A 14889-nucleotide genomic window follows, 5' to 3' on the forward strand; every position below is an offset into this window, starting at 1 on the left:
ACAGAGGCGGGCCGTGCCGGAGAGGGAGGCCCGGCCACGTCGTTTGCCGTTTTCTGGTTCACGTGAACAACTTCGCTTCCGCCGCGGTCGACCTCGTGAAGGTGTACGGCTCCGGCGACACCGCGGTTCGAGCACTCGACGGGGTGACCCTCGGGTTCCCGCCCGCCGCCTTCAGCGCGATCATGGGGCCGTCCGGGTCCGGCAAGTCGACCCTGATGCACTGCCTGGCCGGGCTGGACACGGCCACGTCCGGCGCGGCACTGCTGGGCGGGAAGGACCTGACCAGGCTTTCGGACAACGCGCTGACCAAAGTGCGGCGGGACCGGATCGGGTTCGTCTTCCAGGCGTTCAACCTGCTGCCCGCGCTGACGGCCGAGCAGAACATCCTGCTGCCGCTGAACCTCGCCGGGCGGACGCCGGACCGCGGCTGGTACCGGAGGCTCGTCGAGGTGCTGGGCTTGGTCTCCAGGCTCAAGCACCGGCCTTCGGAGATGTCCGGCGGGCAGCAGCAGCGCGTGGCGTTGGCGCGCGCGCTGATCACACGGCCGGATGTCGTCTTCGCCGACGAACCCACCGGCAACCTGGATTCGACGTCGTCCGCGGACGTGCTGAACCTGCTGCGACAGGCCGTGCGGGAGTTCGGGCAGACGATCGTGATGGTGACGCACGACGACCGTGCCGCCTCGTACGCCGACAACGTCGTGCGGATGGCTGACGGACGGGTTGTGCAGGCGGTCGCGGCATGAGGAAGTTCCTGCCCGTCCTGTCGATCATGATCGCGGCGTTCTTCGCCTACTCGACCGTGCTCGCGAAGGACATCACCGAACGTGCGTTCGCGGTCAAGGCCGCTCAGCTGGTCGAGGTGTTCGCGTTGCTCGGCGCGTTCGTGACGGTCGCGATGATCGTGGCGGCGCTGGTGTCGACCTCGACGTTCCGGATCGTGTTCGCGCAACGGCTGCGGGAGCTCGCCCTGCTGCGAGCCATCGGTGCTTCCCGTGCGCGCCTGGCGCGAGGACTGGTCGCGGAGGGAGCGATGACCGGACTGCTGGCCTCCATCGCCGGGGTCGCCCTCGCGGTGGGGACCGGGCGGCTCGTGCCGTTGTCCGGACTCGTCGCCCCAGGATTCCCGCTGACTCCCGCGCTGGTCGTGGTCTTCGGATCGTTCGCGCTGACGACGCTGGCCGTGCTGGCGCCCGCGTGGTCCGCGGCCAAGGTCTCGCCGTTGGAGGCCCTGCGGACGTCAGCGGTCCAGGACACCAAGAGCCAGATCGGCGGTGCGCGCTGGGTGCTCGGTGTCCTGATGGCTTCGGGGGCGGGTGTGCTGCTGGTCGACGTCGCGATCGAAGGGCTGGCGACGACGCAACGGCCGGCCGGGATGACCGAGGACCTGTTGCTGCGCACCACGATCAGCGGCACGCTGGCGTTCGGCGCGCTGATCGTCCTCGGTCCCGCGCTGATCTCCCCCGTGCTCCGGCTGATCAGCATTCCGTTGCGGCGCAGCACGATCGGCACGCTGGCGGTGAGCGGAGTCGGCGGGGCACCACGCCGGGCGGCGTCGGTCACCGCGATCGTGGCGCTCGGGGTGAGCCTCGTCATCGCGACGCTCACCGGAGCGAACACGTTGCGGGGCTTGGGGAAGGCCGAGATGGCGGGCGCCTACCCCGCCGACCTGGAGATCACCGGTCCGGTCGACGTGCGGGCCCTGCAGGCGGCGGGACTCACCGAGGTGATCCCCTACCGGCGCACCGAGATCAACATCAACGGGCGGCTCACCATGCAGGCCACCGACCTGGACATGACCAAGCTCCGCGACCTCACGGACTTCAAGGTCGACACCGGCGCTCTCCACGACCTGGGACCGAACAGGATCGTCGTGTCGACCCACGTCGCGAGCAGGCTCGGTCTCACGGCGGGCACGGAGGTCGAGGTCAACGGCAAGAAGATGACGGTCGCGGCAACGGTGTTCGGAAACGTTCCGCTCGGCAGCGCACTGCTGCACGCGTCCGATGTGGAGGGTGAGCCGGTCGGCGCGCTCGCCAACGGCGCGAAGGAACGCGTGCCGGCCGGGTTCGAGGTCGAGTCGCTCACGGATCACCGCCTCGCGCAGGAGAACTGGTTCACCACATTGGTGGCAATCGCGGTGGGACTGCTGTTCCTGACGATGTTGATCTCCGTGGTGGGAGTGGGATCGACCACGGCGTTGTCGGTGCTCGAACGGACCCGGGAGTCCGGGTTGCTGCGCGCGATCGGGTTGACCCGCAAGGAACTCGCACGCCTGGTCACGACCGAGGCTGGCCTGTACGGCGTCGTGGGCGCGTTGCTCGGCCTCGCCATCGGGGTTCCCTACGCGTGGCTCGCGATCATCTCGCTCGGCATCGACTGGCCGCTGCAGGTGCCCGTTTTCCCGATCGGCGTGGTGGTGCTCGTCTTGACCGCGCTCACAGCAGGCGCGGGGTTGCTGCCTGCCCGTCGTGCGGCGCGAGTGAGCCCGGTGGCCGCACTTCACTCGATCCAGTGACGTGTGCCGGATACGAGACCGGGTACCCGCACTGCATTGGGAGGTGATGCAGTCATGGGCTTCGACGAGATGAAGAACAAGGCGAAGGACCTGATCGGCCAGCACGGGGACAAGGTCGACCAGGGGGTCGAGCGTGCCGGGCAGTTCGCCGACGAGAAGACCGGCGGCAAGCACAGTGAGCACATCGACAAGGGTGAGGACAAGCTCAAGGAAGGTCTCCGCAATTTCGGCGAGCAGCAGTGATCGCACGAAACCGGCACCACAGGAAGTGATGCCTCCTCACCGTTGAGACCTGCCGCGAGGCTCACTCGACAACGAACATCCATCGTCCTGACAGCGGCCGGCGTGCTCACCGAGAGTGCGCTGGTCGCTGTCGTTCAGCCGACCAACGCGGACGCAGGTACTCGGCGACGAAGGTTGTTCTCGGAGTTCGAGGTGTCCGGCGCCTGCGGAACCACCACAACGACGGAACCTCCTGGTGGTGGCACCTACCCAGCGTGGGCATCTGGGACTGCTTATGCGGTTGGTTCGCGTGTGAGTTACGTCGGATTGGACTATCAGTGCCTTCAGGCGCACACGTCGATCGCGGGTGGGGAACCGCCGAACGCGGCATCCCTCTGGGAGCGCCGCTGAGTCACTTCCGCGATCCCGGCGGCCCGGTTACCGTCGTTCGCCGGGATCGCGGAGGTGAAGGTGGATCCGAGCGGGGTGACAAGAGCGGCACGGCTGACTGCGTTAGCCGCGTTGTGCCTGGTCACCGTCGTTTTACTGCTTCCGGCGGCCATCAGTGTGAGCACCGGCGGGGCCGTGCCGGGGTTCCTCGGCGAGTTCGGCCGGTGGCTCTGGCCGGCTGTCGGCGTGATGGTGCTGGTCGCGATCGGTCTCGCGATCTGGGAACGTGTGCGCGGTCACGAGACGAGCAACCGCACCGCTGCTCTCGACCGCGTCGAGGCACGGGTGAAGACGTTGCTCGCCTCATCGTTGGCAGCGCAGACGCAGATCAAACTGGGTGTGCTGAAGCAACCGAAGCTCTCCGTGCGCGTCGAGGGCGAGGCAATCTCCTCGCCGGATCTGGAAGCCGTTTACGACCGGCTCGGCCACACCATGGTCCTCGTGGGACCTGTCGGCAGCGGACGGTCCACGTTGCTGCGCGAACTTTGCCTGGCGTTGGTCGAGCGCGCGCGCAACGACCCGCAGGCACCCATTCCCGTCGTCGTGGACTTGGCGACGTGGCGCGCCTACGGCACACGCAAACCGACGGAGTTCACCGCGTGGCTGCTGCGCGAGATGAACCGCCGCTACGGCATCAGCCGCTCAGCGGGCACGATCTGGCTACGCCGTGAACGGGTGGCCGTGCTCATCGACGGCCTTGACGAGGTGCCGCACTTCGACCGTGCGCACTGCGAGTCCGAGCTCGCGCCGTTCGCATCGGTGGTGTGCTCGACCGAGCCGATCGAGAACCTGCCGTCGGTGTACGTCGAGCCGTTGTCGCGTGGGCAGGTGCTCGAGTACATCGCTTCGGTCAGCCCTCGTCTCGACAGCCTGGAATCCGCCCTGACCCCGGAAATCTGGGAGCGGCTGGACTCGCCACTGGCGCTGAACCTGTTGGCACTGACGCACCTCGATCGTCAGGTCGAGACGATCGGCACCGACTTCGTCGGCTCGTTCGTCGTGGAACGGCTTTCCGCGCAACGCGCTGCGGGCCCGACCATCCGTGCGTTGAAGTTCCTAGCGAGGTTGGACAGACCGGACCTCGGTGCACCCGTGCACATGCCTCACCGCCGTGCGTGGCTTCCGCTGCTGCCAACGCGTCCGTTGTGGTTGTTGTTCATCCGCGCCGTGCCGGCCGCATACGCCGGTGGTATGTGTGCCGTGGCGTTTCTGACGGGACTGCAGCTCGGGCTGTGGCCCGCGTTGGTGTTCGTGGTGGCGGCCTCTGCGTTGCTCGTTCTGGTGAACAAGCTGCCGCATGTCTTCCATCCGCCGGGGCGCGCGCACGGCCTGTTGACCGCCGCGCTGGGATTCCTGGCCGGCGTGGTCGCCGGTCTGCTGGTCGGGCTCGTCGGTTTGTGGCTCGGCGGCATCGGGGCGCCGTGGCCCTATGCCGTGGCGTATGTGTTCGTCGTGGTGGCCGTCTTCTTCCTGACGTTGGGCTTCGTGCCGGGTGACGCGCCCGTGCCGTGGTCCGTGCTGATCGCCGCCGCGCCGGGGGTGTCGATGATCTGGACCGGCCCGTACGTGGTGCTGGCCGGGATGGGCATCGGCTTCTCCGCGGGTGTGGCGGGCGGGGTGTTCGCCGCAGCTGTGGGACGTGTGTGGCGCACGGTGCGTCCGGGACAACAGCAACGCATGAGGCTCGGGCGGCCGTGGTGGATTCAGCCGGCTGTCCCGCTTCTCGGCTTGGTCGGCGTGCTCGGCGGGCTGGGGACGCTGGGATCGTGGGGCAGCGCGCTGGGCGTGGCGCTCGGGCTGCTGGTGACGCCGACCGCAGCCCGTGACTACATCTGGCCGTTCGACGCGCTCGCCGAAGTGGCCGCCGAGGGGCTCACCCGGCCGCTGTCGCTGGGCGAGTTGTCGTTCCGCCGCAAGGCTTTGCTGCATCTCGCGCAGGACCGTTTGCTGCTCACCCGTGTCGACGGGGAGTACCGGTTCGCGCACGTGGCACTGCGAGATCACCTCGCCTCGTGTGACCCGACCGCGCTGGTTCGCGCCACCCGTCGTTGAACCTTCCCGATCTGCGGGCCGTACGGCCTGGCAGGAAGGTCGGGTGGTTGTACGTGCGCTGGTCGAAGGGCTGGATAGCGGTTGCCGGGGTGATCACCGCCGTCGCGGCGGTCGGGGGTGCGGCCTTCGCCCTTGCGGGATCTGGAACTCCTGCTTCGCGGTCCGGGGTGGCCGGGAAAGAGGTTTGTGCTGGACAGCCGGTGAGGGTGGTGGATGTTGGTGGAGCGGCCGGGGTCCTGTCGGATTCGTTTCCGGTGGGGACTTCGTTGCGCATCACCAACCTGGCCAACGGACGGGCTGTGACGGCCGCGGTCGCCGAAAGCTCTGCCCGTGCGCTTGCCGGGGATCGCAACGGTGCGGCTGCTGGAGTGCCGACCGGGTGTGCTGCGATCAACACCGCCGCGTTCGAGCTGTTGCGGTCGCCTGGGGCCGGGCGGGGTGGGGAGGAAAGCGTTCTCCGGCGCGTTCGGGTCGAGATCGTGGGGAATGCTCCTGCGCCGGTCCGGGTCTCCACTTCCGCACCTCGGGTTCGAGGGGCCGGGGTGGTGGGGGCGGTGGTTTGTGATGGGGCCGTCGTCGGGTTGTCGGCTGTTGGTGGGGCGCCTGGGGCGTTTTCGTCCTCGTTGCCTGTCGGAACGTTGGTCCGGGTGACCAATTTGGACAACCGGAGGCAAGTCACCGTTCGGGTTGTCGGGGTTGGGACTGGGTGTTTGGTGTTGAACAGTGCGGGGTTTGAGGTTGTGGGGGAAGCTGGGAAGAACTCGATCCCTCGGGCTCAGATCGAGAAGGTGGTGTGAGGGGCGGGTTCGGGTCGCGTGCCGGCGCGGGTGTGGGCTACCAGTCCATCGGCTCGTCCGGCTCTTCTGGTTCTGGCCACTCGTCGTCGTCCGTGCCTGAGCCCCAGGCTGCGCCGCCCTTGGGTGTCGGCTTGGATTTTGGCCTTGGTGCGGGGTCTGGGGTGGGTGCGGCGGCCGTGGTGGGGGCGGCGGCCACCACTTCGAGGATTTGCTCGCCGTACTTCGCCAGTTTGGCCTGACCCACGCCGCTCAGGGCGCCCAGGGCCGCCAGGGTGGTGGGGCGGGAGGCCGCGATGGATTTCAGCGTGGCGTCGTGGAAGATCACGTAGGCAGGGACGCCCTGCTCGCGGGCCTGTTGGGCTCGCCAGTCCCGCAGGGTTTCGAAGAGCGGAGCGGCCTCTGGGGGCAGGTCGATCGTCTGCTTGGCCTTGGTGGACGTCGGGGAGGCGGCCGTCCTCGTGGAGGCGCGCGGCGGGGTCGGGTCCTTGCGCATGAGGACCTGGCGTTTGCGGGACAGGACCTCGGTGCTGGTTTCGGTGAGGACCAGGGTGGAGTATTCGCCTTCCACCGCCAGGAGGCCTTGGGCCAGCAGCTGGCGGACCACGCCTCGCCACTCGCTTTCGTTCAGGTCCTCGCCGATGCCGAAGGTGCTCAGCTGGTCGTGGTCGAACTGGATGACCTTGGCGGTCTTGCGGCCCAGGAGGATGTCGATGGCTTGGCCCGCGCCGAACTTCTGGCCTCGTTCGTTGCGCAGGCGCCAGACCGTGGAGAGGAGTTTCTGGGCCGCCACCGTGCCGTCCCAGGACTCCGGCGGGGTCAGGCAGGTGTCGCAGTTGTTGCAGGGGACGCTGGACTGGCCGAAGTAGTCGAGCAGCATGGTGCGGCGGCACGTGATGGTCTCGCACAGGGCCAGCATCGCGTCCAGGTGGGTCTGGGCGCGGCGGCGGAAGGCCAGGTCGCCTTCTGAGGACTCGATCATCTTGCGTTGCTGGACCACGTCGCTCAGGCCGTAGGCCAGCCAGGCGGTGGACGGCAGGCCGTCGCGGCCAGCCCTGCCCGTTTCCTGGTAGTAGCCCTCGACCGACTTGGGGAGGTCGAGGTGGGCCACGAAGCGGACGTCCGGCTTGTCGATGCCCATGCCGAAGGCGATCGTGGCGACCATGACGAGGCCGTCCTCGCGGAGGAAGCGGGCCTGGTTGCGCTGGCGGGTCTGGGCGTCGAGGCCCGCGTGGTACGGGAGGGCCTGGATGCCGTTGGCCACCAGGAACTCCGCGATCTTCTCCACCGAGGCGCGCGAGAGGCAGTAGACGATGCCCGCGTCGCCGGGGTGCTCGGTGCGCAGGAGGTCGAGGAGCTGCTTCTTCGGCTCCTTCTTCGGAACGATGCGGTACTGGATGTTCGGGCGGTCGAAGCTCGAGACGAACTGGCGGCCCTCGCCCAGGTCGAGGCGCGTGAGGATCTCCTTGCGCGTGACCTCGGTGGCGGTGGCGGTGAGGGCGATGCGCGGGACCTTGGGCCAGCGTTCGTGCAGCTGGGCCAGGGAGAGGTAGTCGGGGCGGAAGTCGTGGCCCCACTGGGAGACGCAGTGCGCCTCGTCGATGGCGAACAGGGAGATCTCGCCCTGGTCGAGCAGGCGGAGGGTGGCCTCGGAGGTGAAGCGTTCCGGGGCCAGGTAGAGCAGGTCGAGCTCGCCGTGGACGAACTCGGCTTCCACCATCCGGCGCTCGTCGTAGGACAGCGACGAGTTCAGGAAGCCCGCGCGCACGCCCAGGGCGCGCAGGGCGTCGACCTGGTCCTGCATCAGGGCGATGAGCGGCGAGATCACCACGCCGGTGCCCGGCCGGACCAGGGCGGGGACCTGGTAGCACAACGACTTGCCGCCGCCCGTCGGCATGAGCACGAGCGCGTCGCCGCCCGCGATCACGTGCTCGACGATGTCGGCCTGGTCGCCGCGGAACTCCGGATACCCGAAGACGCGCTGCAGGACCTGCAGCGCGTCTCCGAGGTCGACACCGTCGGTTGAAGCCATGCCGCCGATGCTAGCGAGCAGCACCGACAGTCCGGGCCGCTAGCCCAACTTGCCCGTCGTACCAGCGGAAACGCTGGTGGCGGTCAGCTGGTCCGCCGACGCCGACGGCACCGAGCCGAGCAGCGGGACGCGCACCGAGGTGCTCGCCAGGTCGACGGTCAGTCTGGGCAGCTGGCTCGGCCGGACGATCGCGCTCGAGTCGGTTCCGCCGATCAGCAGGCCCAGCCGGTGGCCCGCGGGGATGACGTGGTCCGTTGTGGACAGTCGGAACGTCATGCTGTACCTGGTTCCCGGCGTGATCGTGCGCGGGGTGGAGAGCGACGCGTAGTTCGCGAGGTCCGCCCAGCCGCGCGCGATGATCTGCGCGTCGACGTTGCCCGACGTCGCTTCCGTGTCGCGGTAGCAGGCGTCATCGCCCGTGCGGCTCTCGCCCCAGCACGACTCGGTGGTCAGGGTCCGGATGCCCTCGCCGGTCCGCACCCGCGCCGGGCCGTAGTCGACGAGGTACGCCGTCAGGTGCGCGGTCGGCGTCGATGATGACACGCCCACCGTGATCGACGACGTGCCCGCGACGCGCAGGTCCGACGTCAACGGCGCCGTCGAGTAGATCACCCTGCCGGTGTTCGAGCCGGAGAGCCAGGTGGACGGCGTGGCGCTGCCGTTGTCGGTGAACGCCGCCGTGCCGGTGCCAGGTGCCGTGCCGAGGCCCGAAGAAGAAGGACGCAGCACGGTGCTGGCGGTGCCTGCGGGTGGCCACTTCTGGTCGTCCGCCCACTGGTCCGGAGCGCGCTCTGCCGACACCTGCGGTTCGTTCTCGATGCCGTTTGGCACGTTCAGCAGCCAGCGGTCGAACCAGCGGTGCAGCGTCGCGACCCACTCGCCGCGCCGGAAGTCGAACGGGTCGACGTGCGCGGTCTGCGAGAACCAGAGCTTCTTCGGCACGGTCGCGGGCACCGCGTCCCAGAACTGGCCGAACTGCAGCGTCTTCACGTTCAGGTCGTTCTGCCCGTGGATCGCGAAGATGGAGGCCTTCACGCGCGAGGCGTTGCGCACGAAGTCACGTGCCTGCCACATCGCCGTGTAGTCGCCGTTGGCAGGAGAGCCGTTCGTCATCTGCGTGCGCACCGCACCGCATCGCGAGCGGGCGTTGGAGTTCTCGAACTGCGAACCCAGCCCGGTCGGCGAGCTGTAACCGGGGTACGCAACGCCGTCCGAGCGGAACCAGTCGTACCAGGAGCTGATCGCCGCGATCGGCACGATGGTCTTCAACCCGTCGATGCCGGTGGCCGCCACGCCGTTCGCGATCGAGCCGTCCCACGACTTGCCGATCATGCCTACGGCGCCGGTCGACCACGAGGCCGTCTTCGTCGCGGTGCCGGTCAGCGTGGTGTACCCGGTGCGGCGGCCGTTCAGCCAGTCGATCACGGCGGTGCCGGACGCGATCTCCGACTGGCCGCCCACGTCGACGCAGCCGCGCGACCGGTTCGTGCCGAGGAAGTCGACCAGCACGACGGCGTAGCCGCGCGGCACGAAGTAGTTGTCGTAGAAGAGCGGGAACTTCACCGGCACGCCGGCGGAGTCGTAGGTCTTGACCTCGCTCTCGTTCCCGCGGCCCGCGCTCTGGTAGTACGGGCTGGCCTCCATGATCACGGGCACGCGCCCGGTCGTGGACGGCCTGATGATGTCCGCGGTCACCCGGTCTCTGGTGCCGTCGCCGTCCAGGTCGAGGCCGGAGTCGACGTAGACGGTCTCGCGGACCGCGTCGGCCATCGAGTGGATCGGCGCGGACACGCCGCCGGACAGGGAGAACGCCGGTGTCGCCGCTGTGGCAGGGATTGGCGTCAGGGTCAGGGCTCCTGCTAACGCCACTACAACACGAACACGGTTCATGGATATTCACGCTATGGAGTGACGTTGTCACCCGTCAGAGCCGAAAGGATTGATCCTTCGCGGTTGCGTCAACTACGCCCGGTGGCGAATATTCGACCTTCGTGGGCTTCACCTTCGACCCGGCGCGGACGCGCGTCGTCTTCGGCCGCGGTACCGCCGCCTCCGTGCGCGCCGAGGCCGAGCGTCTCGGCGTGACGAGGGTTCTGCTGATCGCCCGGCACGGCGGCGACAGGGTGGCGGCCGAGCTCGGTTCGTTGCTCGCGGCGCGGTTCACCGGCGCGACGATGCACACGCCGGTCGAGGTCACTGAGCGCGCGCTCGCGTTGTTGCACGAACACGGTGCTGATGGCGTGGTGTCGGTCGGCGGCGGATCGAGCACGGGGCTGTCGAAGGCGCTCTCGGTGCGCGCGGGCGTGCCGCAGATCATCATCCCGACCACCTACGCGGGGTCCGAGGTCACGCCGGTGCTCGGGGAGACGGCGTCAGGGCTCAAGAAGACGCGGCGCGACCCGGCGATCCAGCCCGACACGGTGATCTACGACGTCGATCTGACGCTGGACCTGCCGTTGGACGTCACGGTGACAAGCGCGCTCAACGCTCTCGCGCACGCCGTCGCCGCGCGTGGCAACGAAAACCCGTTGATCGACGCCATCGCCACGAAGGCGATCGAGGGCATTTTGCACGCTTTGGGCGGAAATCCCTCCACTGTGGATGCCCGGACGGAGCTGCTGCACTCGGCGTGGCTCGCGGGCACGTGTCTCGCCAGCGTTCCCATGGGGCTGCACCACAAGCTGGCGCACGTTCTAGGCGGTTCGTTCGGTTTGCCGCACGCCGCGACGCACACGGCCCTGCTCAGCCACACGGCGCCCGCGGATCTGGCCAAACGGATACGCGACACGGCCACCAGGTTCGGCGCGGCGACGTCGCTGCGGGAACTGGGCATGGCGGAGTCCGATTTGTCCAGTGCTGCGGAGATTTCCGAACACCCCGACGCACTGCGGGTGCTGACCAACGCCTGGCGCGACGCACCAGGTGACTGATGCGTTGTCATTCTTAAGGCTGATGTTCACACCTCTGAATCAAGACCAATCTCCGATGTGAACCTGAAGATCTGCTGATGAACTTGAGGCGTGCTCAGCCCTCTGGATCTGTCCCTGGTAAACGGGCCGATCCCCACCGCCGCTACGGTCGCTGCCGCCGTCGCCCTGACCTACCTCGCGATCAGGAAGACCCGGACCTGGTGGACCAGGGTGCTTCCGATCGTCGTGCTGGCGTGCGCGGTGGTCGTGTCCGGGCTGACCTACGTGGTCGACCACGTGTGGAAACCCTGGCCGGAGCCGTTGCCGCTGATCCTGACGATCTGGGCGGGAGCCGCGCTGGCGGCGCTGTCGCTAGCGGCCGTACGGCTGCGCACGGGGCGATGGTACGTCCGTGTGCTGAACGTCTTGCTGGCGCTGGGCGTCGCCACGAGCGCGATGGTCGCGACGAACGCGCACTTCGGCCAGTACCCCAACATGCGCTCGGTGCTGGACGTCTTCCGGAACAACCGCGTCGACATCGATGAGGCCGCTCCTCCCCCGTCCACGGTGGTCGAGGTGCCCGCGGGCAAGAAGCTCGCCGACGTCTGGACGAGGCCTGCCGACCTGCCGGACAAGGGCACCGTCACCGAGGCACCGATCCCCGGCGCGTTCCCCGCACGGCCGGCGTGGATCTACCTCCCGCCCGCCTACGCGACGACGCCACGCCCGAAGCTGCCGGTCGTCGTGCTGCTGGCAGGTCAGCCCGGCCACCCGCGCGACTGGTTCGACGGCGGCAGGGTCGCCGACAACCTCGACGCGTTCGCCCGCGCGCACGACGGGCTCGCGCCGATCGTCGTGGTGGCCGACCAGCTCGGCGCACCGACGGCGAACCCGCTGTGCCTGGATTCGAAGCTGGGCCAGTCGGAGACCTACCTGGCCCACGACGTGCCCGCGTGGATCAAGCAACGGCTGACCGTCGACGAGCGCCGCGAGGCGTGGACCATCGCGGGCTTCTCCCAAGGAGGCACGTGCGCGGTGCAGCTCGCCGTGCGCGCGCCGGACGTGTACGGAAACTTCGTCGCCCTCGCTCCTCAACGCGAGCCCACGCTCGGCACGCGGCAGGAGACGGTGAAGGCGGCGTTCGGCGGCGACGAGGCGGCGTTCCTCCGGGTCAACCCGATGGACGTCCTCGCGCGCCAGCGTTTCCCGCAGACCGCGGGCACCATCGTCGCGGGCCGCGACGACGCCACGTACCGCACGGCGGACGCAGAGGTGTTCGAGGCCTGCCGCAAAGCCGGGATGGACGTGCTGTGGAAAGAACTGCCGAACGGACACGACTGGAACATGGCGCGAGAGGGCTTCTTCGGGTCGCTCCCCTGGCTCGCTGGGCGGACAGGGCTGGCCAGATGATCGCCCTGCTCTTTCGCACAGCGCCCCTGACGTGCGTCTTCCTGGTCGTCTTCTGGACCGTCGGGGCACTCACCGGTGCGATCGCCGGCATTGACGACGAGCTGCTCGCGCTGGTCGGGTTCGGCACCGACAGTCCGTTGTGGACCGTCTTCAGCTCGGCCCTGTGGGCCATGGACCTGCTGGGGTACGTGGCCACCACGGTTCTGTTGCTGGTCTTCGGTCCGTTGGCCGAGCGTTCGCTCGGAGGGTTGCGCACGGCGGCGATCTTCCTTTCCTCGCACGTGATCGGCTCGTTCCTGGGGCTCGGGGTGGTGCTGATCGGCCGGGACGTCCACTGGTCCTGGCTCGACTCGCTGGTGGGCGGTGCCGCGGCGGGGCCGTCGATCGGCGGGGTGGGGCTCGCGCTCGCGCTGACGTTCCGGATGCCTCCCCTGTGGAGGCGTCGGGTGCGCCTGCTGACGATCTTGTCGGTGCTGGTGCTTACCCTGTACTCAGGTTGGCTGGAAGATCTGCTCCGGCTGTCCGGTGGCGTGGCCGGGCTGGTGATCGGGGCTGTGTTCCTGAAGAGCAGGGCGGTGCACAGGCCGCGCTCGTTCCAGGAGACGCGGGTGCTGGTGGCGCTGCTGCTCGCGGCGTCGGCGCTCGGGCCGGTGGTGGCGATGATGTCGCCGTACCCCAACGGTCCGCTGGCGTGGTTCACGGATGTCGTGGCGGTCACTCAGCCGTCGCAGGACTACGTCGACGAGGTGTGCGCCTCGGACGCGGTCGAGCAGTGCCGGACGATGCTGATCCAGTTGTCGTACGGCCGGTTCCCCGCACTCGTGATGTCGCTGCTGCCCGCGTTGCTGCTGCTCGTGCTGGCGGAAGGGCTGCGGCGCGGACGGCGGTTCGCGTGGTGGTCGGCGCTGGTGTGCAACGTGGCGTACGCCGCGTTCATCGGGTGGTACGTCGTGGACACGGCGCGGATTCCGGACGCCGGCGCCTTGGAGATGACGTTCTCCTTCGGCATCACGATGCTGGCGCCGCTCGCGATCGCCGTCGTGTTGTTGCTGACGCGCAAGCACTTCGCCGTGCGGCTGCCTCGGCACGCCGTCAGGAAGTTCTGGCGGTTCACGCTCGGCAGCGTGGCGTTGCTGTCGGCGCTGTACGTCTTCGGCGGGTATCTGGTCCGCGACCAGTTCACGCCGGAGCCGGGCTTCGTCGAGCTGCTCGCGGACCTGCCGACGCGGTTCCTGCCGCCGGGGTACCTCGACCTGGTGCCGCTGCAGTACTCCGCGGAGGGGTTCGCCGGCTCGCTGCTGTACGAGTACACCGGCGTGGTGTTCTGGCTGATCGTGCTGGCGGGTCTGCTGATGGCGTCGTGGCAGGCGTGGCCGTCGTCGTGCGAGAAGGAGGCGGAGCACGCCCGTGAGCTGATGCGACGCTACGGCGGTTCGTCGTTGTCGTACATGACGACGTGGCGCGGCAACCAGTACTGGTTCACGCCCGACGGCGAGACGGCCATCGCGTACCGGATCGTGGCGACGATCGCGCTGACGGTCGGCGATCCGATCGGTCCGGCACGGGTCGAGGCCGTGCGCGGGTTCGCGGAGTTCTGCGCCCGCAACGGCTGGACGCCGTGCCTGTACAGCGTGGGAGCGGAGACGAGAGAGGCGGTGGAGGGTCTCGGGTGGTCGGCGGTGCAGGTCGCCGAGGACACCGTGATCGAGCTGGACGAGCTGAGCTTCACCGGCAAGAAGTGGCAGGACATCCGCACGGCGTTCAACAAGGCCGCGAAGGCCGGCATCACCGCCGAGTGGTGCACCTACGCCGACGCGCCGTTCGCGATCACCGACCAGATCCGGTCGATCTCGGCGGAGTGGGTGGCGGACAAGGGTCTGCCGGAGATGGGCTTCACGCTGGGCGGGCTGGAGGAGCTGACCGGCGAGGGTGTCCGCTGCCTGCTGGCGGTCGATGCTGACCGCACGGTGCACGGCATCACGAGCTGGCTGCCGGTGTACCAGAACGGCGAGGTCGTCGGCTACACGCTCGACTTCATGCGCCGCCGCACGCACGGCTTCCGCGGCTCGATGGAGTTCCTGATCGCTTCTGCCGCACAACAACTTCAGACAGAGGGCGCCCGGTTCCTGAGCCTGTCCGGCGCGCCGCTGGCCCGCCTGGATCGCGGTGAGCGACCCAGGGCGCTGCAGCGCGTCCTCGACTTCACCGGGCAGGTGCTCGAGCCGGTGTACGGGTTCCGCTCGCTGTTCGCGTTCAAGGCGAAGTTCCAGCCGTCCTACCGTCCGATGTTCATGGCCTACCCGGACTCGGCGGCACTGCCCCGCATCGCGAACGCGGTCAGCCGCGCCTACCTCCCGCACCTCAACGCACGCCAAGGACTTCGTCTCGCGACCAAGATGATCATCCGTCCCCGTGGACGCGTGACCACGCATGGTCGAACCGGCTAGTCCGAAAGGGTGGTGAGGTGATCCTCGTGGTCACGTCCGCGCGCCACTGAGCGAA

At 68.6% G+C, this 14889-nt stretch carries 10 protein-coding genes; 8 read left to right on the forward strand and 2 right to left on the reverse strand.

Annotation, left to right across the window (positions count from 1 at the left end):
- Positions 1 to 62 precede the first annotated feature (62 nt).
- From IEZ09_RS14540 to IEZ09_RS14555, 5 genes are all read left to right on the forward strand, one after another.
- Complete coding sequence (locus IEZ09_RS14540) at positions 63 to 746, forward strand: ABC transporter ATP-binding protein (protein WP_229812558.1); 684 nt, start codon at positions 63 to 65, stop codon at positions 744 to 746.
- Positions 743 to 2518 carry an FtsX-like permease family protein gene (locus IEZ09_RS14545; RefSeq protein ID WP_189254206.1) on the forward strand — a complete coding sequence of 592 codons (1776 nt, stop codon included), beginning with the start codon at positions 743 to 745 and terminating at the stop codon, positions 2516 to 2518. The genes IEZ09_RS14540 and IEZ09_RS14545 overlap by 4 nt, the downstream gene beginning before the upstream one ends.
- A 54-nt stretch (positions 2519 to 2572) precedes the next feature.
- Positions 2573 to 2761, forward strand: a complete 189-nt coding sequence (locus IEZ09_RS14550) for an antitoxin (RefSeq protein WP_189254207.1) — start codon at positions 2573 to 2575, stop codon at positions 2759 to 2761.
- A gap of 192 nt (positions 2762 to 2953) precedes the next feature.
- Entirely contained in the window at positions 2954 to 3151 is a 198-nt protein-coding gene (locus IEZ09_RS47865; RefSeq protein ID WP_368856148.1) for a carbohydrate-binding protein, read from the forward strand.
- Between the two features lie 75 nt (positions 3152 to 3226).
- A complete protein-coding gene (locus tag IEZ09_RS14555) occupies positions 3227 to 5242 on the forward strand; it encodes an NACHT domain-containing protein (protein ID WP_229812559.1) in 2016 nt (671 codons plus the stop codon).
- Between the two features lie 834 nt (positions 5243 to 6076).
- Here IEZ09_RS14555 and recQ read toward each other — a convergent pair.
- Positions 6077 to 8068 carry a DNA helicase RecQ gene (gene recQ, locus IEZ09_RS14560; protein WP_189254209.1) on the reverse strand — a complete coding sequence of 664 codons (1992 nt, stop codon included), beginning with the start codon at positions 8066 to 8068 and terminating at the stop codon, positions 6077 to 6079.
- A gap of 39 nt (positions 8069 to 8107) precedes the next feature.
- Positions 8108 to 9958, reverse strand: coding sequence for a Xaa-Pro dipeptidyl-peptidase (locus IEZ09_RS14565; RefSeq protein ID WP_189254210.1), 1851 nt, complete (start codon positions 9956 to 9958; stop codon positions 8108 to 8110).
- A gap of 101 nt (positions 9959 to 10059) precedes the next feature.
- Between IEZ09_RS14565 and IEZ09_RS14570 the strand changes: the two genes are divergently transcribed.
- From IEZ09_RS14570 to IEZ09_RS14580, 3 genes are all read left to right on the forward strand, one after another.
- Positions 10060 to 10998: an iron-containing alcohol dehydrogenase gene (locus IEZ09_RS14570; protein WP_189254211.1), complete on the forward strand. Its 939-nt coding sequence runs from the start codon at positions 10060 to 10062 to the stop codon at positions 10996 to 10998.
- A gap of 90 nt (positions 10999 to 11088) precedes the next feature.
- Positions 11089 to 12387: an alpha/beta hydrolase gene (locus IEZ09_RS14575; protein ID WP_189254212.1), complete on the forward strand. Its 1299-nt coding sequence runs from the start codon at positions 11089 to 11091 to the stop codon at positions 12385 to 12387.
- Positions 12384 to 14834: a phosphatidylglycerol lysyltransferase domain-containing protein gene (locus IEZ09_RS14580; protein WP_189254213.1), complete on the forward strand. Its 2451-nt coding sequence runs from the start codon at positions 12384 to 12386 to the stop codon at positions 14832 to 14834. Before IEZ09_RS14575 ends, IEZ09_RS14580 begins: the two co-directional genes overlap by 4 nt.
- The last annotated feature ends 55 nt before the right edge of the window (positions 14835 to 14889 follow it).

Origin of the sequence: Lentzea flava, from assembly GCF_014648475.1 — a bacterium.
Lineage (GTDB): Bacteria > Actinomycetota > Actinomycetes > Mycobacteriales > Pseudonocardiaceae > Lentzea > Lentzea flava.